Consider the following 23188-nt stretch of genomic DNA (forward strand, 5'->3'; position numbering starts at 1 on the left):
AGAGAAGTTAAGCCCGGAACCGCCGATGATACTTGGGTCAAACCTGGTAAAGTAGGTAGCCGCCACAATACTATTATAATCAAAGCCTCGCAGAAATGTGAGGCTTTTTTTGTTGGTTACTATTGGCCTGGTCTGGGGCGACACTCGCTTCACCTCTTCCCAGGCTGCGTGGTCCGCTCGCCCGTGAGCCCGGCCCGGGACAGAGAAGTTAAGCCCGGAACCGCCGATGATACTTGGGTCAACGTGACCCGGTCTGCGCGACCCGGTCAAATCTGGTAAAGTAGGGGGCACGCCTAGTGTAGCCGCCACAATACTATTACACAATTAAAAGACCATCTCGAAAGGATGGTCTTTTTTGTTCTTTATAAATTCAAAAATATCAGAACAGTAAAAACCTTCACAATCCCTTGTAAGTTCTTATTCAATACTAATCCTGATGTCAAAACCTCCCTCAGTATTATAATCGAACTTACAATCAGCATAATACATTAGAAATAGCCACTTCTAAACTTTGTAGTCCAAAGACATTCTTATAATTGTTATTATGACCACCGGAACCGGTTCATTGCCAGGAAGGCTTGCTTCTATTGATGCATTACGAGGATTTGATATGTTGATGATATCCGGTGGCGGAACGTTTATTTTCTTATTAAAAGGTAAAACGAACATAGCATTTGTAGATTCGATGGCAGCTCAGTTTGTACACCCAGAGTGGAATGGATTTACATTCTATGACTTCATTTTTCCATTGTTTCTTTTTCTTGCCGGTACTTCTTTATCTTTTAGTCTCACAGGTGCTATTTCCCGCAATGTTGCCAAATCGGAGTTGCTTAAAAAAGTATTTGTAAGAATGTTAGTTCTGATCCTTTTGGGGATTCTTGATAAAAATGCTCCCATCAATATTTTTGATCCCGCGCATATTAGATATGGAAGCGTTTTAGGAAGAATTGGTATCGCAACTTTCCTGGTTGCAATTCTATATTTAAACTATTCATTTATGTCACGCCTTTACTGGGCATTTTCTATTCTGGTGCTTTATTATCTTGCCTTACTTCTGATTCCGGTTCCCGGATATGGTGCGGGTGATTTTTCATTTAATGGTAATTTGGTAGGATGGTTTGACCGTAGTTTTATGCCAGGAAGATTGAAACAGGATACATATGATGAATTGGCATTATTAACCACATTTCCCGCCATATGCCTTACTATTTTTGGTACAATTGCAGGTGATATCTTACTTGGCCAAAAATCTCCGGGTACAAAGTTATCATGGATGTGTTCCTTTGGATTAATTGGTATTTCATCTGGCGTACTGTGGAATTTTATTTTTCCTGTTAATAAACACTTATGGTCAAGCTCTTTTATTATGCTTACAGCAGGAATGGCCTTTCTTTTGCTCTCCTTCTTTTATTGGATAATAGACATAAAGGGATATCAAAAATGGGCATTCTTCTTTCGGGTTATAGGAATGAATTCTCTTGCTATATATCTGGCCGTACGATTTATCGATTTTAACGCTTCTTCACGTTTACTTTTTGAAGGATTTTATATGCATAGCGCAGAACCATGGCATGAAGTATGGAACGCGTTGGGCGGACTCTTAATCGTTTGGTTTTTTCTTTATTTTTTATACCGAAATAAAATTTTTATAAAGATATAAGCCCTAAATCTTCCATGAATAATTTTAAAACTATTATTGGTGATTATGGACAATGGGCCACGTCGCTAAAAAAAGAAATACCAGCTCTTTCTTACAGGAATTCAAACTTTGAAGCACTTGATAAATGGAAAAGTAAGGCGGTAGATAAAGTAAATGAGCTTCTGGCAAAACCAACACTTCCGGAAATACCAACAGTAACCAGCGAGAAAAAATATATTTATGACGGATTAGAAATAGAGGAACTGTCCTGGCAACTTCCTTATGGAAGAGTTACGAAAGCTGTTTTGCTTAAACCCGTTAATGCAAATAGACCTTTACCCGGAATTCTGGCATTACACGATCATGCGGCAAAAAAGTATTTTGGTTACCGTAAAATTGTCAAAACCTCCGACGATCAGCATCCTTTAATCCAGGATCATCAACTCACCGATTATGGTGGAAAAGCCTGGGCCAATGAAATTGCCAAAAGAGGTTACGTTGTTTTGGTACATGACACTTTCGCTTTTGGGAGCAGACGTGTACATTATGAAGATGTCGATGGTTTGACTTTCGGGACATTGGATTTGAATAACAAAACGGATAACGACCCAGAAAAGCCGGAAAATATTGAAACTTATAACAAATGGTCGGCAGAACATGAACATGTAATGTCAAAATCTCTTTTTAGTGCAGGCACAACTTGGCCCGGTGTTGTGCTGGCAGAAGATCAGATCGCTCTTTCTATTTTATCGGAGCGGCAAAATGTGGATTCTGAGAAAATTGGCTGCGGCGGTTTGTCAGGTGGTGGCTTACGCACTGTTTATCTGGGTGGTCTTGATTCAAGAATTAAATGCGCTGTTTGTGTAGGTTTTATGACGACATGGAATGATTTGATTTTGCATAAATCGTTTACACACACCTGGATGACTTATGCACCTTTGTTACCGAACTACCTGGATTTTCCTGAAATACTTGGACTACGTGTTCCGTTGCCAACATTGGTACAAAATAATAATCAGGATGAGTTGTATACTTTATTCGAAATGCAAAAAGCAGATTTGATTCTTAGGGAAGTCTATGAAAAAGCCAATGCTTCTCAACATTACAGCGCCAGGTTTTACGATGGATCACACAAATTTGATCAGGAAATGCAAGCAGATGCATTCAAATGGTTTGATAAGTATTTGAAATAACAGAATTTTAATTTTCAAAACTGATTTTGAAAATCATTCTCCCCACGCTGTTGCAATTAAACTTCTGGATCCGCCATGATCACGGTGTTCACAAAGATAAATGCCTTGCCAGGTTCCCAAAGCTAATTTCCCGTTGCGTATGGGAATCATTACTGAAGTGCCAAGAATGGAAGCTTTCAAATGCGCCGGCATGTCATCTGAACCTTCATAGTCGTGCTCATAATCCGGGTCATTTTCTTTGACTGTCTTGTTAAAAAACATTTCAAAATCTTTTCTTACTGTCGGATCAGCATTTTCATTAACTGTTAAAGAAGCCGAAGTGTGCTGAATGAATACCTGGCACATCCCGGTTTTTATTTCATTAATCTGGGGTAATGCGTATATAACCTCGGTTGTAATCAAATGGAACCCGCGCCTTTTTTCTTTTAACTGAAATCCTTGCTGAAATATTTTCATGGTTTATCCTTTTTAATAAATCTGATAAAATTATCAATACTAAAATTGATCCTCTAAAACCTGGAACGTGAGCCAAAAAAAAGTTGACCAGAAGCCGGTCAACTTTTATCAATATAGTAATATATAAATTCTCTGTTATTATAACCCCTTTATCACTTTTCTGAAGGCACGGTCATTTCCTTGTTTTATTTCGATGATATAAACGCCTATCGGTAAGGTCGAAATATCGATTCCTTTTAACTCTGACTGGTTTTCTTTATTAACACGCAATTGTTTGTGTAATCTTCCTATACCAGCATCAAACATATTTACTTCAACAGGCGAATCATTCTTGTTCATAACGTCAATTGAAATAAAATGAGCCGTTGGATTCGGATAAACCTGAACAGATTGGTGTAGGGTTAAAGCGGTTTCCGTAGTTGGCAACGTAGTGACCAGCGAAGCTAATGTGGCAGCTGAATCCGTTGCGGCTATTCTGGCATTTGAGGCAGAACCTACAACAAACATTGGTGTTTCGGTTACTGTCACATTTATATTTCCCGCAACAACTTCAACTTCTTCCACGTCTAAGTTATCACTTCCGGCTTTTGGGCGATAAATTTTTGCATGGGAGAAATCACCAACATGTAACGTATGGTTGACAGTCCGGCCTTTTTCATCAGGAACAGTCAGAATATATAAAGATTTTCCATCACGTTCGTAGCGGTCTACAATTGGATCCTGATAGGTAGTTTCTTTGTAACTATATTCTCCAAAAACCTTGTTGACCTGAAAGAAATAATCAGCGGCTGGTCTTCTTGTCATATCTCCATTGATTAATCCGGAGGTGCCAAACATTCCGCCACCATCGTTATCATCGTACATCTGATAAAAGAAAACTTTTGAAACACCATGACGTGCGGAGAACAAGGAAGTTCTTAAAATCCAGTCACCTTGTGTTTCCAATGCCGATTTAGCTCCGATCCGAATTGCTTTTAAAGGGCTTTCCTGATTTATGTCATAGCCTGCTTCGGTTATCCAGACAGGCATATCCTGAGATACATCATGTGACACTTTTGCAAAACCATCAAGAATAGTATTCGCAATTGTAACTTCGGGAGCAGCACCCCTTGTTGAAGTTCCACTTTGAGAAGAAGAGCCATTATCCGTATACAAGTGGAAATTCACAACATCCCAGCACAAATTTACAGATCCGTCGGCTTTGTATCCACGGAACTCCTTACACCAGTCTACCATTCCTTTTACATAATCAGAACCGGTAACCAGTCCGGCTATGACAACTTTCATATTAGGATCAGCATTTTTAATACCAACAGCAGGGCCCATTGTATTTTTATGGCCATCGTAGAAAGCAGATAAGTTGGCCGCATATTCTCGAGCGGTTTGATAAGCCTTCCGGCCTTTCCACCATTTATCACGCTCATTGTCACATTCTATGTACTTAATAACATTCATTCCAATTTTGATTGTATTGGGATTGTCATTAGTCCATCTTGGAACTGTATAAACACTAAGAAGGGCAGGGTCGATAGCGGTATTACTGCCATAGCGTGCAGCATATTGAAATGCAACTTTTGCTTGTTCAATATAAGAAAGCGGATCAGAAAAGTCTTTTCCATAACGTACAGGAACATTTTCTCCATCTCTTTCACTAGCCGGATATGTATCCTGCATCCATGAAGGAATTTGCTTCAGACAAGCCAGCACTTCTATATTGGCTGCTTTGCAGCGTTCATAAATTGCGTCATAATTCCATCCTCCACTCAGTGTAGGATTATAAGAAAAAGCACCTTCCCGTGATTCAAGTTTATCCCAATCCATGTAATGTCTTACACCGGAGAAACTTTTGGCAACGGTCATCTTCGTCTCATTTATTTCCCATGGCGTATTTCCATCTTCAAAATTCCACTCATATGCGTTAACACCAAACAAGTCTTTCAATTTAATGTCTTTTGCAGGGACAGGTGTTGCTACCTGATTGCCGGCTTTATATGTGCCGTAGAATTCCATTTCAGTGGGCAGACCGCTTTTTATATTGACTACCAGGTAGCGAATATTTTTTATTGGAGTATCCAGCTTGAATTTAGCATCTCCGGACAATTGCCTGTTTGGGTATGGGCCTACCCACCCATTATATTCCTGACCTGTAAAAGTAGCAACTGGTATACGTTCCCACTGATCAGTTATTACGGACAAGGTCATTGGATTAGCTGAAAAATCGCCCACAAAGTCGAAGAATTTAATACTTTCCAAAGTAATTTCTTCTCCATCGAGCAAAGGATAATAGGCATCCCAGCTGCTTAGAGCCAATCCCCATCCCAATTGCACTTCCGTTTGCGTATCTCCGTCAAAAAGTCCGTCAAATCCTCTTGCTGTGTTGTTAAGCTGATACCAGCGTTTCGGATCAATGGTGATTTTGGTTGCTGTTGACGGACTTTCAGGATTGCTTACAACGGGAAGAATATTTTGTGTTTTGGTAACATTTTCGGCTGCTAAAAAACCTGCGCTTTCGGCCTGTGAAGCAGTGATAACTGCTGAACCGGCTGCAACAATTGTTGCTTTCCACGAACCGGTTTCATTTGATACGGATACAGCCGAAGGATTAGATGATGAAAAAGTAACAGGTGATTCAGTATTGGTACTTGTAGCTATTAAGTCAAAAGGCCCGGAACCCACAGTTTTATCCGCAAGATCTGCAAATGTGATAATAGAAGGAGATTTTTCCGGTGTTACTGCCCCGCTTACAACTTCAAACCAGTTGAAATTAAAAGTACCTTTTTGGGCATAAATCCGAAGTACCTGGCTACCTTTTGGAAGTGTAGCCGCTGTTGATAATGTGGTATAATTCTGCCAGCCTCCTGTGCGTGGTACATCCACCTGCCCAAGAATAGCACCACTTGCAGATTTAACCTGAATGATCCCTTCACCGTAGCTATTGGCAACACGAAAATTAAATGTATACCTGCCAGCATTTGCCACGTTTACATTATAATCCATAAAATCGTCATCGTCAATATTGCTTACATTTTTGACGCCGTCAACATCACCGGTTGTTTCAGATTGAACGGCGCTTGCAACATCAAAATCTTCAGCTTCAATTTTACCTGGCAGTGATTTCGAGCCTGTTGCTTCAAACCAGTTTAGGCTCCAGGTGCCTTTTTTAGAATAAATGCGCAGCGTTTGATCTCCGGCAGATAGTGATGCAATCATACTGGTTATCGCCCAGCTTTGCATTCCACCTGTTCGGGGAAGATTATTGATTTGCCCGAGAACAGTCCCGTTTCCGGATCTTAGTTCCAGGGATGCATCGTCACTGAAACCATTGGCAATTCGGAAATTGAAAGTGTATAAACCAGCCGTTGCAACTTTCACATTGTAATCCATGGAATTATTATCTCCAATCCAGCCCACGTCTTTTCCGCCATCGGCATCTTCTGTATTTTCAGTACCTGTACCATTTGCGACACTAAAATTTTCAGCTTCAACTTTTCCCGGCAGAAGATTGGTTTTGCTTACATCAAACCAGTTAAAATTGAAAGCTCCTTTGTTTGCATAAATGCGGATGATTTGATTACCTGCCGGAAGTGTAGCAGTTGCGCTGATCGTATTCCATGTCTGCCAGTCTCCGGTGCGAGGTACATCAACTTGTCCCAATATATTTCCAGAGGCATTTTTTATCTCAATTTTTCCATCTCCATATCGATTAGCGATTCTGAAATTAAAATTATACGCGCCAGCAGCAGCAACATTGACGTTGTAATCCATAAAATCTCCGTCATCAATATAACTTACATTTTTGGCGCCGTCAGAGTCTCCCGTGTCTTCGATTCTTACATCACTTGATATGTCATAATTTTCTGCTTCAATCCTGCCTGGGAGCGCTTTGGCTCCGGCTACTTCAAACCAGTTCAAGCTGAAAATTCCTTTTTTAGCAAAAACGCGTAGCGTTTGTGTTCCAGCTGGTAAGTAGGCGGTCATATTTGTTGTTGCCCAGCTTTGCATACCGCCAGTTCTCGGAAGATTATTAATTTCGCCCAAAACTGTTCCGTCCGCAGACTTTAAAGCAATGGAGGCGTCGTCACTGAAACCGTTGGCAATACGAAATTTAAATGTGTAAATCCCCGCCGTAACTACGTCAACGCTATAATCCATCCAACTGTTGTCACCAATCCAGCTTACATCCATACCTCCTCCGTCATCTTCGGCTGTATCGGTTCCGGCACCATTGATAGCAGTATAATTTTCTGCTTCAAATTTTCCGGGAATGAAATTCTTTTGTTCTGCCTCAAACCAGTTAATATTAAATAAACCGCTTCTTGCAAAAATTCTGATTGTCTGATTACCCGCCGGAAGAATTGCACGTGCAGTGACGGTAGTCCAGGTTTGCCAGCCACCAGTCTGAGGAATCAGGACATTTCCCAGAACATTGCCGGCAGCATTTTGTATTTCAAGATTTCCGTTGCCATAACTATTGGCAACGCGGAATTTAAATGTATAAACTCCGGCAGTTGTAACCTGGACCTGGTAATCAAGCCAGTCACCATCATCAATATAACCAACATTTAGGCCACCTCCTTCATCAGCTGTGGATTCCGTGGCAACATCACTTTTTTGTACATAATCTTCAGCCTGAATTCTACCTGGCAAAGTAAAGGTACCCTGGGCATTGATGATAAAGAGGGTACAAAAGAAAATTAAGCTAAGGCAAAGTCTATTCATAGAAAGCGCTGGTTATTAATTTTTTTTCTAATATACAGTTTGTTCGCAATCTATGTAGATATTTTTTGTGAAATTTATAGAAATAGTTCGTACAAAAATTTTCAAAGTAATTGTATTGAAAACAAGAAAGCCCCATGTTTATACAACATGGAGCTTTTCGCTGTTTATTTGGTATAGAACGAAATATCGTTTTATTTATTGAACTTCTAATTGTACCATTTCTTCACAAGCTTTGGCGCAATTTCTACAAGCTTCCGCACAAAGTTCACAATGTTCCATTCCCATTGCTGCATGTTTTTCACATTCTGCGGCGCATGCATTGCAAACATCGGCGCATACTTTACAAAGATCATCAGCAAATTCGCTGTCTAATGTCAGCAACTGTGCAGTGGCGTAACATAAAGCAGAACATTGTAAATCGAGATTTATGCATTTTGCCTGCATATTTACGTCTTTTTCTTTCAAACAAGCACTTGCGCAGTAATTACAAGCGGCGGCACATGCGTTGCAAAGATCGATACAGTTTTGTAGTGTTGGGTTAGTCATGGTTGAGTTCGTTAAGGAAGTGAATATTTATGCCTTTCAATAATAAATAATCCTGCCAGTGTTGTCACTAAACCTTTGACAATATTCGAAATCAGACTTTTTGGGTTAGAAAGGTTATCTTTATAAAAATTTTGAAATTGATTAACTATGCTCATTAAACAAAAACATCTCGAAGGAATAAAGGCAGGAAACATTTCACTGGCATTCCGTAAATGGAAAAAGCTTCAGGTAAATGCAGGCAGCCTTGTAAAAACCAGCGTAGGTGTGATCCGGATTGTTTCAACGGAAAAAACCGATCTTGATAAAATTACAGATGCAGATGCACAAAAAGCCGGATTTGCAGCTGCACAGCCATTAAAACAACTTTTAGAAAGTCAGAAAGATGGAGATATTTATAAAATTGAAGTTGTTTTTGATTCAGAAGATCCGAGGATCGAATTAAGAGAAAAAGCCAGTATCAGCGAGGACGAGCTGGAAGTGTTGAAAGCTGCGCTGGATAATCTGGATAAATTCAGTAAGGTAGGGAAGTGGACAACAAAAACTTTAATTGCAATTCAGGAAAATCCGAAACTGAGAGCCGCTGATTTGGCAATAAAAGCAAAAAAGGAAAAAGAGTGGCTAAAACTGAATATCAGAAAACTGAAAGCGCTTGGCCTTACCATCAGCCATGAGCCAGGATATACTTTATCTCCTCTCGGAGAGGAATATTTGAAATTAATAACCAAGTAATGTTTTTTTAATCAGCCCGGACTTTCCGGGCTTTTTTATTGATTTCGAATCTATCTTCAAACTTAGAAGGTTAAATCTATTGATGGGAATGGTTCTTTTAACAAGTTTTTAATCAGTTTAAAATCGGAACTAAAGACTTGGCAAATTATGAATATTGACGGACCTATAATAGTCATTGAAAATGATTTGGAAGATCAGTTTTTGATAGGAGAAACTTTTAAAAATCTTCCCTATAATAACGAAGTGTTATTTTTTGAAGATGGGATAAAAGCATTGGAATTTCTGGAATCGACTGACTTGAAACCTTTGCTCATTTTGTCTGACATCAATATGCCAAAAATGAATGGCCTTGAAATAAGAGAAAATGTGCATAATCATGAACATGCCAATGTCAAATGTATTCCTTATCTGTTTTTTACGACGGGTGCTCACCAACAATTGGTTATCGACGCATATTCAACTTCTATTCAGGGATTTTTTAAGAAACCTGCTTCATTTGAAGATTTTGAAAGAACAATCCGCACCATTGTGGACTATTGGAGAGAATGTATTTCGCCGGCAGAGTTTTTATAATTTTTGAAGTTTAAACAATTAGCAGCAGACGTAATTTTGTCAAAGGTTATGATAAACGCTACATCCAAAATTGAACTTATCAAAGGTGATATCACCAAACTTTCTGTGGATGCCATTGTCAATGCAGCAAACTCATCTTTGCTTGGCGGTGGCGGGGTGGATGGAGCTATTCACAGAGCCGGCGGACCTGAAATTCTTGCAGAATGCAAAAAAATCGTAGCCAGACAAGGAGGCTGCAAAACCGGTGAGGCAGTCATTACTACAGCGGGCAAGTTACCATCAAAATTTTTAATCCATACCGTGGGACCTGTTTGGAATGGCGGTGGAAAAGACGAAGCTGAAAAACTTTCCAATTGTTATATTAATTCCTTACAGCTTGCTGTCATGAGTGGCGCTAAATCCATTGCTTTTCCAAATATCAGTACCGGAGTTTATGGTTATCCAAAATTTGAAGCCGCCCAGGTTGCTGTCAAAACGGTTTCGAGATTTTTAACAAAAAACGATAAAATCGAAAAGGTAATTTTTGTTTGTTTTGATGAAGAAAACTTTTTGTTTTTGGAAAGGGAACTGGGTTTGGTGAAGAGCTAGTTTTTCAATGATAGAATGATAGAATGATAGAATGATAGAATGATAGAATGATAGAATTGGTACAATTTTACTGATTATTGAAATTTAATAAATATAAATAATCTGGGACGTGCTTTTTTTTAAACTAATATTAAAACCGAGAACTCAGATTGTAATTTATTGTTAATTAATATATGGGCTAACCCATTCTGATTCAGGGTTGGTTCTTTTAACTAATTTGACAATAAGTTGAATACACCAGTCAAACACGACGCATACTCCGCACTTCGCTATCCCGAATTTCGCTTTTTTCTTGCCAATAGCTTTTTATACAGATGCGCGCTCCTGATCCAGGAGGTGATTATTGGTTATGAACTTTATCGGTTAACACACGATCCTCTGGCATTGGGAATGATCGGTCTGGCCGAAGTTGTTCCTTTTATTGCAGTTTCACTTTTCGGCGGCCACGTCGCTGACCGGAACGACAGACGGATTATTCTTCGGGTAAGTTTATCTGTCATCATTGCCGGATCTGCAATTTTATATTTCCTGTTTCAACCTCAATGGATTGCCGCTTTATCGACAAATCAGCATTTGTGGTCGGTGTATTCGGTTTTCTTCCTGATCGGGCTGGCAAAAGGATTTTATTCCCCGGCTTCTTCTTCATTGAAACCATTTCTGGTTCCTCGGGAAATTTATTCCAATTCTTCGACCTGGAGCAGTACATTTTCACAAGCCGGCGCGGTTATCGGCCCCGGGATTGCAGGTTTTCTATATGTGTATATGGGGTTGACACATACTTTGCTCGCTATCATGATCACCATGGTAGTTTGTCTGGTTTTGATCACTTTGATTAAGACAAATCCGGTTAATAATAAACTATCGACCATCACAATCTGGCAAAGTCTGAGAGATGGTTTACGATTTGTATTCAGTACTAAAATTATTCTATACGCGCTTTCACTGGATATGTTTTCTGTATTATTTGGTGGTGTGATCGCTATTTTACCCGTTTTTGCAGAAGATATTTTACACGTTGGCCCCGAAGGTCTCGGATTGTTGCGGGCTGCGCCATCCGTTGGCGCCTTGATCACAATGTTTGCGATGGCACATTTTCCACCAACACATCAGGCGTGGAGAAATATGTTGATTTCCGTTGCTGGTTTTGGTGTGTTTACAATCATATTTTCTCTTTCAACTAATTTCTGGTTGTCCTGCGCGGCGTTATTTGCAACTGGAATTTGTGATAGTATCAGTGTGGTAATCCGTCAAACAATCATGCAGATTTTCCCTCCTGATGAAATGCGGGGACGTGTCGCCTCGGTAAGCGGGATTTTTGTAAGTTCTTCCAACGAACTTGGGGCATTTGAATCCGGATTAGCCACAAGGTTGGCTGGACCAATTCCAACCGTTTTGGTTGGTGGCGCCATTACACTTTTAGTAGTTACTTATGTTTACAGCAAGTCGAAAGATTTGTTTGCGATGAGGCTGACCTGATATAAAAACACATAAAAAAAGCGGAGAATAATTTCTAATGAATAGAAATTATTCTCCGCTTTTTTGTTAGAATTTACGCTGCGATTTTAAAGAATTTGGAGAAAAACAAAACCTGATAACTTATTGCATTTGACCAGTATTCCCAGTTATGCGCACCTTTTCGGGTAATGAAATCGTGTGGAATATTATTGTCCAGAAGTTTCTGATGCAGTTTTACATTGACAGGAAAAAAGAAATCTTCCGTTCCGCAATCAATGATCAATGGCAGTGTTTTGGATGTTAAAAGATGTGTCAGGTTAATGACACTATTGTTATCCCATCTTTCCGGAAATTCTGCATAAGAGCCAAGTCTTTTAGATAAATCCCAGTTTAAAGGAAAGGGTCGCAAATCTACTCCGCCGCTCATACTTCCTGCTGCGCCAAAAACATCCTGATGTTTGAGTGCCAGAAATAATGCACCGTGCCCGCCCATACTTAAACCGGTAATCGCTCTTCCGGATTTGTTATTGATCGTTTTGTAATGTGAATCAATCCAGGAAACAAGCTCGGAACTTACATAAGTTTCGTATTTCCAGGTAGGATCAACCGGACTGTCGAAATACCAGCTTGAAAAATTACCATCGGGACAAACAATGATCAGTTTATATTGATCCGCATACCCGGCAACTTCTTTTACCTTACTTATCCAATCCGCCTGATTCCCGCTGTAACCGTGCAAAAGATATAAAACTGGAAGTTTTTCAGATGATTTTATCGCATAAGGTGTAATAACGACCGCCTTGATATTCTTACGCATGGAAGAACTGTATGTAGAAACGGTGTCAACTTTGGATGCTTTAAGAACACTGTTTGAAAAGATAAAAAGCAGGGAAATCAGTAAATATTTCATTTTCAATTTTAATGTAATTTTATTTAAAAGATACAAATCGCCGGCGGTTACTGTGTTTTTCTCGGAGAGAATCAAATTTGGAATACGTGCTTATTTTTGAAAGTAATAAAAATAGATTTTATATTATTTATCCTATATTTAGTGCCTCATCCTCTCAATTTTAAAAATGGAAGAAAAAGATCTAGGCCAAATTACCTTTCACGGAGAAGGCAGCAAACTGTTTGGGATTTACATTGTCAATCTGCTTTTAACAATTTTCACCCTTGGTTTATACTATCCATGGGCAAAGGCCGCACTTCTTCAATATGTCTATCAGGAAACAGAATTTGAAGGAAGCCGTTTCACATTTCACGGAACCGGCAAAGAAATGTTTATCGGTTTTATCAAAGCGATCGGGATTTTTATTGTGATCTATGCATTTTTGATACTCTGCATTTTGTCGAAACAGCCGTTAATCATGAGTGTTGGTTTTCTGGTTACTTATGCTGCTTTCATTTTACTTATTCCAATTGCAATTCACGGTTCTACAAAATACAGAGCGTCCCGTTCTTCATGGCGCGGAATTCATTTTGGTTACCGCGGCGACCGGAAGGAATTTTTGCAGGAATTTATCATCGGAGCTCTTATTACCATTTCTACCTTTGGAATTTACTATTTCTGGTTTGTTGTAAAAATCAGAAAATACATTTTTAGACACCTGCGTTTTGGTAGTGTTTCATTTTCCTATAACGGCGGAGGTACGGATTATTTCAGATTGAATCTGAAAGGTTATTTTCTGACTTTCATTACATTAGGTATTTATTTTTTCTGGTATGTAAAAGATTTATTCCGCTTCTTCGTCGATAATATTCAAATGGAGCAAAACGGAGAGATCGTACAATTCCGCTCAACAACAACCGCTGGCGGATATTTTAAATTGATCTTTGGAAATTTCTTCATTGTCATATTAACCCTTGGACTTGGAACTCCCTGGGCAACTGTACGCACCATTAACTTTATTTTCTCGAACATTCTGATCGAAGGAAAACTGGATGTCAATGCCATCGAACAAACTGAAATGGATTATCGCGATGCAACCGGTGAAGATATTTCAGATATGATTGATATTGGTTTGGTATAAGGAAAAGCACTTTTATGTACCATTTCAATATTTTGTACTTTGACGGAAAGTTGTCCGTAACGCATCAGGCAATTTTGCATTTAAAACCAGATCACTGGATTATTCAGTTTACAGACCAGGATTCAATCGAACAAATTGTTCGTTGGGAAATCGATGGAATTGAGAGAGATCTTGGTTTCAATTCACTTTACATTTTCAGGTATGGTGATTTTCCTAAACAGACTATTGAATGTAAGGACGAAAACTTGCTGGTTGCGCTGAAAGAATTATATCCGGGGAAACCGTTTTTCAGTAAACAGATCAATTTTTTATTAAGTCAAAACACCACGATAATTACCGGACTTGCCTGTGCGCTGGTTGGTTTTATTGCACTTGCTTATTTTTATATTCTTCCCTGGTTCGCCGAAACTGTTGCTGAAAACATTCCTGTAAGCATTGAGACCCAAATGGGGGAAACAATGTACGACAACATTATTACGCAGTATCACAAGAATGATAGCCTGACACGCAGTGTTAATGATTTTGTCAAGGAAATTAATTTTAAAACGGATTATCCGGTTGAAGTCACTGTCGTGAAAGAAGACCAGATGAATGCCTTTGCCTTGCCCGGCGGTCATATTGTTGTTTTTGATAAATTATTATCAAAAATGAAAACAAAGGAAGAATTGGCGGCGCTTCTGGCGCATGAGGTAGCGCACGTTCATTACCGGCATTCCTTGAAAAGTATTTTCCGCAGTTTGTCTGGTTATTTATTGATATCCCTGATATTCAATGATGTAAACGGCATTGCAGCAGTTCTGGCTGATAATTCAAATATGCTGCTGAATCTGAGTTATTCCCGTAAGCTTGAACAGGATGCAGATGAAAAAGCAGTGGAAATTTTACAGGTTAATAATTTAAGTTTAAAAGGTTTTGCTGACCTGTTCACTTTGTTAAAATCTGAATCAAATGACTCCAAAACATTAAATCTCCTGAGTACACATCCGCTTACCGACAATAGAATCAAGTATGCAAAAGATGCTGCCTTCCACCAACGAGTAGTCAGAAATAACGATAAGCTTGAAGAGAAATGGCGCGAAATTGCAGATCAGTTTAAATGAAAACACGCTGTATGGCACCATTTTTGTTATATTTAATTGAAATATAACGGTTTGAAATAAATTGAAAGTCATATGAAAGCGCTTACGAAAGAAGGTCAGAAGAAAATTGAAGATATAGCATCAAGATATGAATTAAGTCAGGACAGTGTTTTATCGATGCTGAAAGCTGTGATTAGTGGTAATGCCACGATGGCGCAGTTTAACATTCCGGAACTTGGCGGTAGCGGGCAATGGATGAAAGGTGGAATGACGATGGTTGGCGATATGTTTAACCGGACTCTGAAAATCACCGTTGATCAGCTTTGTACGGAACTTGCGCAACTCGTTTCAACAGAAATTCTTTTTGAAGAACCAGAGGAACAAACTGTTGAAAGTAGAAATGGAGTATCAGATAAACCATGGCCAGCCGTTTTTGGTAATCCAACGGCAAGCGGATCTCAAAACAATTTCCGCTATGCATATTTTGGTCCGGTGCATCGTTTGGTCATCGAACAAAATGGTAACCGTTCAATTTATGATACAAAACATCACCAGATTTCCGGAGTTTCACAACAGCAAGGATCGGGACAATCTTATCTATTAACAAGCCAGGATGGTCCGATTGATATTTCAACATTGCCATTAATTTCAGAACCAGGAAATCTCACACAGGAAACGCCAGGATTGGCTTATGACGTTGTAAAATCTGAGGGATGGAATGAGAAGGAAAATACTTCGAAACCAACACTGGCACCAATTTCTGAGGATTCCATTTTTGCAACAATTGAAAAATTGTCTGGTTTATTTGAAAAAGGGCATATCACGGAAGAAGAGTATAAGACTAAAAAGGCTGAGTTGCTAGCCAGGATATAATTGTTAATTCTTAATGGTAAATTGTTAAGGTTAACTTGATTGAAACTCTTAGTTTATTGAGTTTTAGTTTTGATTTTATACAAAAAGGCCGGATTGAGAATTTCTCAATCCGGCCTTTTTTATCTTTTGCAATTATTACAAGCTATTTACTGCCTGATGTGCATCACGATATTTTTTGATCAAATCATGTGAAGTTTTCAGTGAAGCTTTTTGATCAGTGATCAATTGTCTTACATCAGCTGGAATTTCAGCATCTGATGCCAATGCATCTTCGTAAGCTTCTTGTGCTGCATCTTCACCACCTTCACAGCTTTCAAGCGCTGCTTGTCTGCTATGGCCTGTAAAAGTTGCTTTTACATCCATCCATACACGGTAGATTTTTCCTGAATTTGTAGTACCTGTTGCCACTTCACCGCCAAGTGCAGAAACTTGTGATGTTAGCTCCGATACATATCCTCTGCTTTCATTTGCCATTTTTTGGAACAAACCTTGCAGATCCACATCGATATCATCTGTCTCCTTGATTGCTTTTTCATAACCTTCAATACGGTCATTATTAATTTGAATCAAGTCGTTTAACACTTCTATAAGATTTTCGTTCGTAGTTGACATAACAGTGTAATTTTAAATGAATAATGATGGAACATTTAAAAACTTTATGCCATCCTTACATATGTACCAGAAGACGTTTTTATATGTTAAAACCGGGGTGATGTGTTGCTGTTTTTTCCCGCGGGGTGAGTAATTAAGGTACTTTTACGTATGGTGCTTATTGCAAATTTTTATTTTAACTAATTGATAGTAAGTTAATTGAATTCTTTAAAATGCAAATCCAATTTTGAGTCCGCCCCATTTGTGGGTTCTTCCGGTTTCAAATTCCTTGCTTAGATACGTCCTGTAATACTCAACATACAGATTTCTCAAACTCAATATTACACCATAAGAATTCTGAAAAGTAAAGCGGTTAATTTGTCCGGCACTAATGGTATATGGACTGCTTCGATTGATAATTCCGCCCTGCATGGTAGCATCATATCCAACCAGACTGACCAAAGGCTGTGTGTAAAAATAAAGCTGATAATTGGTTTTAATTCTTTTTTCTCTGGTTTGAAACGGAGAATCAAACCGTCCGACTGTCAATGTTGCTCCACCCTGAATTTTGTCAGAAAGTGTTCCAATACGAATAGCGGAATTTGTGTTTAACGAAACAATATTGGGAATGTTGAAGATTTCTTTTTCGTAGTTCAATTCATAATTAATCACCACTTCGTTTCTGATTTGGTGCTGCCAGCCCAGCGGTTCCGGATCGCCCGTCCAGCTATGGATTTTCTTCTGCATTTTACCGGCGAAAGCAGCCGGTCCAAGCATACCCGTACTGAGTATAGAAGACAATCTGGATTTTTGCAAAGTGTCAACAGAAACAGCAAAACTTTCCAACATAATAACGCCTGCAAACGGACGGTCATTCCTAAGGATTTCATTGCTTTTTATACTTGTAGGAGTGAAACCATAATGTTCCAGCGACATTCCATATTTAGTACGGCTATTTTTTAATTGTAACAAGATCCGGGATAAGGGATTCTTTTTAAGGGCAGGATTTACAAATTCAAGATTGTAACCCTGAGTATAATAATAATCAGTTTTGGTATAAAAATCATTGTCATAATGAATCCGGAAATACTTTTCCCCGGTTACATTTCTGAATGATGCAAGATTATCTATCCTCTGGCCAAGGGAAACCAGAGGGGACAAAATGATCAGTATAAAAAGTAGTTTTCGCATAGTTAGAGACATACGATCTCAAACCTGCACCGGATTTAAGCCGGATGTGCCAATAGTGCTTTTACATGCAATTCATTATCAGAAAGATATTTGGCATGATCAACTTCTTTATGGAAAATGCGCTGGATTTTTCCTTTTTCATAAGCCAGGAAAACAGCGGGATGTACATAATATTTCCTGCAAACGGTACGTGTATTTCCTAAATGTGCAGCCACAGCGTCCAGACAAGTGTTAACCGTTTTGTTAAATTCTCTTTTTGTTTTGTATTCCGATTGTGCGCTCAAAAACTCAAAAGCTGTCACTGTACCCATCCAGGTACGGAAATCCTTTGCCGAAAAACTGGCACCGGTATGAATTCTGATATATTCATTTACATGGCTGGCCGACAGAGCACATTTTTCTCCTTTTTCGTTGATATACTGAAATAGTCTGCGGCCTGGCATTTCCTTGCACTGTTTTACCAATCTGGCTAATTGTATATCTTTCAATGTGATGTCCTGTTTTACACCTTTTTTACCTTTAAACATAAAACGGATCGTTTTTCCTTTCACCGTTGCATGCCTTGCGTCCAGCGTGGTGATCCCGGAAGAACCATGTTTAATTTTATAACGCTGGTTTCCAACACGGATACAGGTTTTGTCCATGAGTTTGATAACCAGGGCAATAGCTTTATCCAGATCAAAAGTTCTTCTGCGTAAATCACTTTCTACTTTTTCACGAAGCTGTGGCAAGGAGTCGGAAAAGGTTAATAAGCGGTAATATTTTGTCTGGTTACGGATCAAATTCCAGTGCGGATGATAGCGGTATTGTTTACGTCCGGCTTCGTCGATACCAGTTGCCTGAAGATGTCCTTCCGGATCTTTGCTGATCCAGACTTCCTGCCAGGCGGGTGGCAAAACCAGTGATTTTATTCTGGAAATTGCTTCCTTATCCTTACATCTTGCGCCTGATTTTTCAACATAATAAAACCGAGGCGATTTTCCTTTTCGGATGTATCCCGGTGCATCACTCCCTGAAATATAATGAAGTCCTGCCGCAGCGGCTGTCAGCGCAGGATCTTTTTTTAATTTTTTTATTTGTCTTGAGGAAATTGCAGGCAATTCTGTAAGTGTTCCAACGGCTACGGCTCCAGACATGATTTTGTACTGTTAAGTGAATTATTTGCGATAATTTAATAATTCAGTACCAGTACGAAAAAACGAATGTGTAAGAATTTGCGGTATTTATTAAGCTATTGGTTATTAGGTGTTTAAGTCTGGTAAGCCTTAAAGAATGTAAGAAAGCCAAAAAATAGTTGCGGAAGTATCTACTCAATTTAAGAAATGTGGAGAATATTTAAATCGATAGTTCCGCTGAACTTAGTTGTTGTTGGCAACCAGAAAATCATTTATGTCTGGCTGGGAAGTAAAATCACTTTTCTTAGACAGACATTGTTCCAGAATGCTGATCAGGCTTGAAAAACTTGTCGGCTTTTGGACATATAAATTGGCGCCAGCATTATAGGCTGATTCGAGAAGATAGCCTGCTACCGAAGTTGAAAGGATAATTACCGGCGTTTGTCTGAAAGTTTCCGTTGCTCTTAATTCCGACAGACATTCAAGTCCATTTTTAACCGGCATGTTCATATCAAGAAAAATCATGTCAGGAGCGACGTCGCTGGAATTCAATTTTTTCATTAATTCCAAACCATTTTCAGCTGTTACCAGGCTGGACGATAAGGAAAGTTGTTCAAGTGCTTCCTGAAAAAGGAAGGTATCATCTTCATCATCATCAGCTAAAAAAATATTATAGAATTTATCCGGGTTCATATTTTGGGGTACTCCTTAATTGCGTTCAGTTCTGGTGTTTGTTCTTTACATCTGATAACATTAAGTTACCAAATATCATAGAACGGGCACTTTTCATAGGTTAATCAGGACATAAAATTAATATAAGTTTTGCAAAAAACATTTTTGTGGCTGCTCTTTGCTTATACTTAGTCACTTTTTTTGAATTTTTCCCCACGAAAATCTCCATGTTGAATAAAATCGTCACTATGAGATACGGGATTTGTTATTCAATTGGGTAAAACATTGTTTTGCAGGACATACCAAAGAAAATTTGGATGGCATAATTTTTTACTTTTTAGTGCTAAATATCACCTAAAGTGTAAGAAATTATGAAAAAGATCACATTAAGCGCGCTGTTCCTGGCCAGCATATTAACATTCTCTGCTTGTAACTCTTCAAAAAAAGAAGACAGTAAAGAAATGGCAGAAGATGCCAACGAGAAGAAATTCGACGATACTAAAATAGAAGACGATACAGAATTTGCAGTTGCCGCAGCAGATGGCGGAATGCTTGAAGTACAACTTGGAGAACTTGCTGAAAAAAATGCAGCGTCTCCAGGTGTAAAAGATTTCGGAAAAATGATGGTAAAAGATCATTCAAAAGCAAATGATGAATTGAAAGCATTGGCTGAGAAAAAGAACATTACTTTGCCAACAACACTGAGTGAGAAATGTCAAAAAATGTACAATGATCTTTCTGAAAAAACAGGAAAGGATTTTGACAAAGCTTATGTGTCTGCCATGGTTGATGACCATAAAGACGACATCAAGAAATTTGAAGATGCTGCGAAAGACGGTAAAGATGCTGACATTAAAACGTGGGCAGCAGAAAAATTGCCAACTTTAAATCATCACCTGGAAACGGTTCAAGGCTTAAAGGAAACGCTTAAATAATCATCAAAATCCTTTTTTTGTGTGAAAGCGGAACGATCTCAGATCGTTCCGCTTTTTTTGTGGGTATTATTTAAAGTCAATCGCTTATTTTAATTAATTCTTGCTTTTTGGAAGTATATAAAGTTATTTTGTCTACCAATTTTATAGAGTAATTCGTTATGAACTTGATTCTGGGTTGATTCAGGTATCAATTACTTGAAATTGGGGACTGGTTTAATAGAATTAATTGTGCGGAAAACAGAATATGATGCCGTTGTTGTAGGCTCAGGTCCAAATGGATTTGCTGCTGCAATTACTTTACAACAGCAGGGACTTTCTGTTTTATTGGTGGAAGGCAAAAAGGAGATAGGAGGCGGAATGAGAACACAGGCGCTAACATTGCCTGGCTTTTTACATGATGTTTGTTCAGCGGTTCATCCAATGGCGATGCTTTCTCCGTTTTTTAAAAGTTTGTCGCTGGATCAATATGGATTAGAATTAATTCAGCCAAAACACGCAGCAGCGCATCCTTTTGACGATGGAACTGCCGGAATTCTTGACAGATCTGTTGAAGAAACGGCAGAGGGATTGGGAAAGGATGCAGAAGCTTATCTGAATTTTATGAGTCCGGTTGTAAGGGATTTACCAAAATTATTACCGGATTTATTAGGGCCGTTTCCGATACCTAAATATCCATTGGCGTTGGCAGAATTTGGATTAAAGGCAATTCCGTCTGCTGTGTTTATGGCGAATAAATTTAAGACAAAACAGGCTAGGGGACTTTGGGGAGGTATGGCCGCGCATGCAATTCAACCACTGGAAAACCTGACGACATCAGCGATAGGACTAATGTTAATGGCGGCTGGGCACGTAGCTGGGTGGCCAATTCCCAAAGGTGGTTCTCAGTCAATAGCGAATGCTTTGGCAGCTAAGTTTCTGGCTCTGGGTGGTGAAATTCAAACTGATTTTTTGGTTAAATCTTTAAATCAGCTTCCGCCGGCAAAAGTGGTTTTGTTTGATGTAACACCTAAACAACTGGTTGAAATTGCAGGGGAAAAGTTAAGTACCTCGTATAAAAACCGTTTAGAAAAATATCGATACGGCATGGGCGTTTTTAAAATTGACTGGGCTTTAAGTGAGCCAATTCCTTTTAAGGCAGAAGCATGCAAAGGTGCCGGAACTGTCCATTTGGGTAATACGCTGGAAGAAATAGCTGAGGGTGAAAAAATGACAGCTGAAGGGAAGCAATCTCAAAAGCCTTATGTGCTTTTATCCCAGCCAAGTGTTTTTGACAACAGTCGTGCGCCGGAAGGAAAACATACTGCCTGGGCATATTGCCACGTACCAAACGGCTCGAAGGAAGATATGACGGCTGCAATTGAAAATCAGGTGGAGCGATTTGCACCAGGTTTTAAGGATGTCATCATTGCCAGAAACACGATGAATACGGAACAAATGGAAGCATACAACCCGAATTATATTGGCGGTGATATCAACGGCGGAGTACAGGATGTTTTCCAGTTATATACCCGCCCGGTTTTAAGTTTATCGCCTTACAGGACTTCCAATACAGGAATATATCTCTGTTCGTCATCCACACCACCAGGCGGCGGCGTTCATGGAATGTGTGGATATCATGCAGCAAAAACGGCTTTGAAAGACATTTTTAAGATTTCATTAAGTTGAATAACTCTGGTAAAACAGATCAATGATAGTAAATAAAATAAAATTTGAGATGAAGGTTTTTGAAAAAGTATTTTTGTTGATGTCGTTCGCGGTCATCGGTTTAAGCTGCCAGACAAAACAAACGGCAGAAGAAAAAACAAAGGATAGTCTGGCTAAATGCATTGCAGACGGAATGCCTACACGTGCTTCCGCAATTTTGGCAAGTCAGGAAAATATTGTTGAAGGAAAGGGCAGTAAAGATGGTATGGTATTGATTAAAGGCGGTGAGTTTTTGATGGGTGCTGATGAATTTCCGGATTCAAGACCGATGCATAAAGTTAGTGTTGATCCTTTTTACATGGACGAGCATGAAGTGACAAACGCTGAGTTCGCCCGTTTTGTAAAAGCTACAAATTATAAAACCGTTGCTGAACGTCCACTAAATCCGGCTGATTATCCAGGTGTTCCTGCGGATAAACTTGTTCCGGGTTCAGCGGTTTTTACACCAACAGCACAAAAAGTTTCTCTTGAAAATCCGCTGCAATGGTGGAATTATGTGCCTGGCGCAAGCTGGTCGCAACCAGAAGGAAAAGGAAGTTCGATCAAAGGTCGTGAAAATTTGCCTGTCGTTCATGTTTCTTATGAAGACGCAACTGCCTATGCTAAGTGGGCGGGAAAACGTTTGCCAACGGAAGCTGAATGGGAATTTGCAGCGCAGGGAGGAAAAGGAAATCATACTTATTACTGGGGTGATCAGCTGAAACCTAACAATAAATGGGTTGCCAATATTTATCAGGGAAGTTTTCCTGATCATAATTTAAAAGAAGATGGTTATGCGGCGGCCGCTCCTGTGAAAACTTTTCCTGCAAATCCTTATGGTTTGTATGACATGGATGGCAACGTATGGGAATGGTGCGAAGATTTGTACCGTCCGGATTATTATCAGAAAAGTCCTGCTAAAAATCCGCAAGGACCAACGGATAGCTACGATCCTGACGAACCAGGTGCTGTAAAACGCGTCCAGCGAGGCGGATCGTTTTTGTGCAGTGACGAATATTGCATTCGCTACAAAGCAGGAAGCCGTGGGAAAGGTGAAGTTACAAGCGGAAGTAATAATTTAGGTTTTCGTTGCGTAATGGCTGCAAAATAATTTTAAAAGT

20 protein-coding genes are annotated in these 23188 nt (G+C 39.3%); 12 read left to right on the forward strand and 8 right to left on the reverse strand.

What is annotated here, in order from left to right; genetic code table 11:
- The first annotated feature begins 544 nt into the window (after window positions 1–544).
- Window positions 545–1660, forward strand: a complete 1116-nt coding sequence (locus tag IEE83_RS00005; RefSeq protein WP_194118593.1) for an acyltransferase family protein — start codon at window positions 545–547, stop codon at window positions 1658–1660.
- 14 nt (window positions 1661–1674) lie between these two features.
- Window positions 1675–2832, forward strand: a complete 1158-nt coding sequence (locus IEE83_RS00010) for a dienelactone hydrolase family protein (protein ID WP_194118594.1) — start codon at window positions 1675–1677, stop codon at window positions 2830–2832.
- 33 nt (window positions 2833–2865) lie between these two features.
- On the opposite strand, the gene IEE83_RS00015 is transcribed toward IEE83_RS00010, so the two are convergent.
- The 3 genes from IEE83_RS00015 to IEE83_RS00025 form a co-directional block, all read right to left on the reverse strand.
- Window positions 2866–3288, reverse strand: a complete 423-nt coding sequence (locus IEE83_RS00015) for a secondary thiamine-phosphate synthase enzyme YjbQ (RefSeq protein WP_194118595.1) — start codon at window positions 3286–3288, stop codon at window positions 2866–2868.
- A gap of 138 nt (window positions 3289–3426) precedes the next feature.
- Window positions 3427–8007: a carbohydrate-binding protein gene (locus IEE83_RS00020; protein ID WP_194118596.1), complete on the reverse strand. Its 4581-nt coding sequence runs from the start codon at window positions 8005–8007 to the stop codon at window positions 3427–3429.
- 195 nt (window positions 8008–8202) lie between these two features.
- Window positions 8203–8553 (reverse strand): four-helix bundle copper-binding protein, encoded by a 351-nt coding sequence (locus tag IEE83_RS00025; RefSeq protein ID WP_194118597.1) that lies wholly within the window; start codon window positions 8551–8553, stop codon window positions 8203–8205.
- Window positions 8554–8700: 147 nt separating this feature from the next.
- Between IEE83_RS00025 and IEE83_RS00030 the strand changes: the two genes are divergently transcribed.
- The 4 genes from IEE83_RS00030 (at window position 8701) to IEE83_RS00045 (ending at window position 11919) form a co-directional block, all read left to right on the forward strand.
- Window positions 8701–9282, forward strand: coding sequence for an ASCH domain-containing protein (locus IEE83_RS00030; protein WP_194118598.1), 582 nt, complete (start codon window positions 8701–8703; stop codon window positions 9280–9282).
- A 147-nt stretch (window positions 9283–9429) separates the two neighbouring features.
- Window positions 9430–9855 carry a response regulator gene (locus IEE83_RS00035; protein ID WP_194118599.1) on the forward strand — a complete coding sequence of 142 codons (426 nt, stop codon included), beginning with the start codon at window positions 9430–9432 and terminating at the stop codon, window positions 9853–9855.
- A 48-nt stretch (window positions 9856–9903) separates the two neighbouring features.
- Window positions 9904–10443 carry an O-acetyl-ADP-ribose deacetylase gene (locus tag IEE83_RS00040; RefSeq protein WP_194118600.1) on the forward strand — a complete coding sequence of 180 codons (540 nt, stop codon included), beginning with the start codon at window positions 9904–9906 and terminating at the stop codon, window positions 10441–10443.
- A gap of 228 nt (window positions 10444–10671) precedes the next feature.
- Complete coding sequence (locus tag IEE83_RS00045) at window positions 10672–11919, forward strand: MFS transporter (protein ID WP_194118601.1); 1248 nt, start codon at window positions 10672–10674, stop codon at window positions 11917–11919.
- Window positions 11920–11992: 73 nt separating this feature from the next.
- On the opposite strand, the gene IEE83_RS00050 is transcribed toward IEE83_RS00045, so the two are convergent.
- A complete protein-coding gene (locus tag IEE83_RS00050; protein ID WP_194118602.1) occupies window positions 11993–12808 on the reverse strand; it encodes an alpha/beta hydrolase in 816 nt (271 codons plus the stop codon).
- Window positions 12809–12974: 166 nt separating this feature from the next.
- Here IEE83_RS00050 and IEE83_RS00055 point away from each other — a divergent pair, with 166 nt between their 5' ends.
- From IEE83_RS00055 to IEE83_RS00065, 3 genes are all read left to right on the forward strand, one after another.
- Window positions 12975–13928: a YjgN family protein gene (locus IEE83_RS00055; protein WP_194118603.1), complete on the forward strand. Its 954-nt coding sequence runs from the start codon at window positions 12975–12977 to the stop codon at window positions 13926–13928.
- A 14-nt stretch (window positions 13929–13942) separates the two neighbouring features.
- Window positions 13943–15028 carry a M48 family metallopeptidase gene (locus IEE83_RS00060; RefSeq protein ID WP_194118604.1) on the forward strand — a complete coding sequence of 362 codons (1086 nt, stop codon included), beginning with the start codon at window positions 13943–13945 and terminating at the stop codon, window positions 15026–15028.
- A 72-nt stretch (window positions 15029–15100) separates the two neighbouring features.
- Window positions 15101–15880, forward strand: coding sequence for an SHOCT domain-containing protein (locus tag IEE83_RS00065; protein ID WP_194118605.1), 780 nt, complete (start codon window positions 15101–15103; stop codon window positions 15878–15880).
- A gap of 135 nt (window positions 15881–16015) precedes the next feature.
- Here the strand turns inward: IEE83_RS00065 and IEE83_RS00070 are convergent, their stop codons facing one another.
- The 4 genes from IEE83_RS00070 to IEE83_RS00085 all read right to left on the reverse strand — a co-directional run bounded on the left by IEE83_RS00070 (window position 16016) and on the right by IEE83_RS00085 (window position 19470).
- Window positions 16016–16492 carry a ferritin-like domain-containing protein gene (locus IEE83_RS00070; RefSeq protein ID WP_194118606.1) on the reverse strand — a complete coding sequence of 159 codons (477 nt, stop codon included), beginning with the start codon at window positions 16490–16492 and terminating at the stop codon, window positions 16016–16018.
- Window positions 16493–16699: 207 nt separating this feature from the next.
- A complete protein-coding gene (locus IEE83_RS00075) occupies window positions 16700–17662 on the reverse strand; it encodes a lipid A deacylase LpxR family protein (protein WP_194118607.1) in 963 nt (320 codons plus the stop codon).
- A 35-nt stretch (window positions 17663–17697) separates the two neighbouring features.
- Window positions 17698–18798 (reverse strand): DNA topoisomerase IB, encoded by a 1101-nt coding sequence (locus tag IEE83_RS00080; protein ID WP_194118609.1) that lies wholly within the window; start codon window positions 18796–18798, stop codon window positions 17698–17700.
- Between the two features lie 222 nt (window positions 18799–19020).
- Window positions 19021–19470, reverse strand: coding sequence for a response regulator (locus IEE83_RS00085; protein ID WP_194118610.1), 450 nt, complete (start codon window positions 19468–19470; stop codon window positions 19021–19023).
- A 350-nt stretch (window positions 19471–19820) separates the two neighbouring features.
- Here IEE83_RS00085 and IEE83_RS00090 point away from each other — a divergent pair, with 350 nt between their 5' ends.
- From IEE83_RS00090 to IEE83_RS00100, 3 genes are all read left to right on the forward strand, one after another.
- Window positions 19821–20384 carry a DUF4142 domain-containing protein gene (locus IEE83_RS00090; RefSeq protein WP_194118611.1) on the forward strand — a complete coding sequence of 188 codons (564 nt, stop codon included), beginning with the start codon at window positions 19821–19823 and terminating at the stop codon, window positions 20382–20384.
- A gap of 228 nt (window positions 20385–20612) precedes the next feature.
- The gene (locus IEE83_RS00095; RefSeq protein WP_194118613.1) at window positions 20613–22049 is read left to right on the forward strand and encodes a phytoene desaturase family protein; all 1437 of its coding nucleotides are present in this window, start codon (window positions 20613–20615) and stop codon (window positions 22047–22049) included.
- 49 nt (window positions 22050–22098) lie between these two features.
- Window positions 22099–23178: a formylglycine-generating enzyme family protein gene (locus IEE83_RS00100; RefSeq protein WP_194123234.1), complete on the forward strand. Its 1080-nt coding sequence runs from the start codon at window positions 22099–22101 to the stop codon at window positions 23176–23178.
- The last annotated feature ends 10 nt before the right edge of the window (window positions 23179–23188 follow it).

The sequence above is a fragment of the Dyadobacter subterraneus genome, assembly GCF_015221875.1.
Taxonomy (GTDB): Bacteria; Bacteroidota; Bacteroidia; order Cytophagales; family Spirosomataceae; genus Dyadobacter; species Dyadobacter subterraneus.

Coding starts and splice junctions, on each gene's coding strand:
- IEE83_RS00005 (WP_194118593.1), top strand. CDS start 545: ATGACCACCGGAACCGGTTCATTGCCAGGAAGGCTTGCTTCTATTGAT.
- IEE83_RS00010 (WP_194118594.1), top strand. CDS start 1,675: ATGAATAATTTTAAAACTATTATTGGTGATTATGGACAATGGGCCACG.
- IEE83_RS00015 (WP_194118595.1), bottom strand. CDS start 3,288: ATGAAAATATTTCAGCAAGGATTTCAGTTAAAAGAAAAAAGGCGCGGG.
- IEE83_RS00020 (WP_194118596.1), bottom strand. CDS start 8,007: ATGAATAGACTTTGCCTTAGCTTAATTTTCTTTTGTACCCTCTTTATC.
- IEE83_RS00025 (WP_194118597.1), bottom strand. CDS start 8,553: ATGACTAACCCAACACTACAAAACTGTATCGATCTTTGCAACGCATGT.
- IEE83_RS00030 (WP_194118598.1), top strand. CDS start 8,701: ATGCTCATTAAACAAAAACATCTCGAAGGAATAAAGGCAGGAAACATT.
- IEE83_RS00035 (WP_194118599.1), top strand. CDS start 9,430: ATGAATATTGACGGACCTATAATAGTCATTGAAAATGATTTGGAAGAT.
- IEE83_RS00040 (WP_194118600.1), top strand. CDS start 9,904: ATGATAAACGCTACATCCAAAATTGAACTTATCAAAGGTGATATCACC.
- IEE83_RS00050 (WP_194118602.1), bottom strand. CDS start 12,808: ATGAAATATTTACTGATTTCCCTGCTTTTTATCTTTTCAAACAGTGTT.
- IEE83_RS00055 (WP_194118603.1), top strand. CDS start 12,975: ATGGAAGAAAAAGATCTAGGCCAAATTACCTTTCACGGAGAAGGCAGC.
- IEE83_RS00060 (WP_194118604.1), top strand. CDS start 13,943: ATGTACCATTTCAATATTTTGTACTTTGACGGAAAGTTGTCCGTAACG.
- IEE83_RS00065 (WP_194118605.1), top strand. CDS start 15,101: ATGAAAGCGCTTACGAAAGAAGGTCAGAAGAAAATTGAAGATATAGCA.
- IEE83_RS00070 (WP_194118606.1), bottom strand. CDS start 16,492: ATGTCAACTACGAACGAAAATCTTATAGAAGTGTTAAACGACTTGATT.
- IEE83_RS00075 (WP_194118607.1), bottom strand. CDS start 17,662: ATGCGAAAACTACTTTTTATACTGATCATTTTGTCCCCTCTGGTTTCC.
- IEE83_RS00080 (WP_194118609.1), bottom strand. CDS start 18,798: ATGTCTGGAGCCGTAGCCGTTGGAACACTTACAGAATTGCCTGCAATT.
- IEE83_RS00085 (WP_194118610.1), bottom strand. CDS start 19,470: ATGAACCCGGATAAATTCTATAATATTTTTTTAGCTGATGATGATGAA.
- IEE83_RS00090 (WP_194118611.1), top strand. CDS start 19,821: ATGAAAAAGATCACATTAAGCGCGCTGTTCCTGGCCAGCATATTAACA.
- IEE83_RS00100 (WP_194123234.1), top strand. CDS start 22,099: ATGAAGGTTTTTGAAAAAGTATTTTTGTTGATGTCGTTCGCGGTCATC.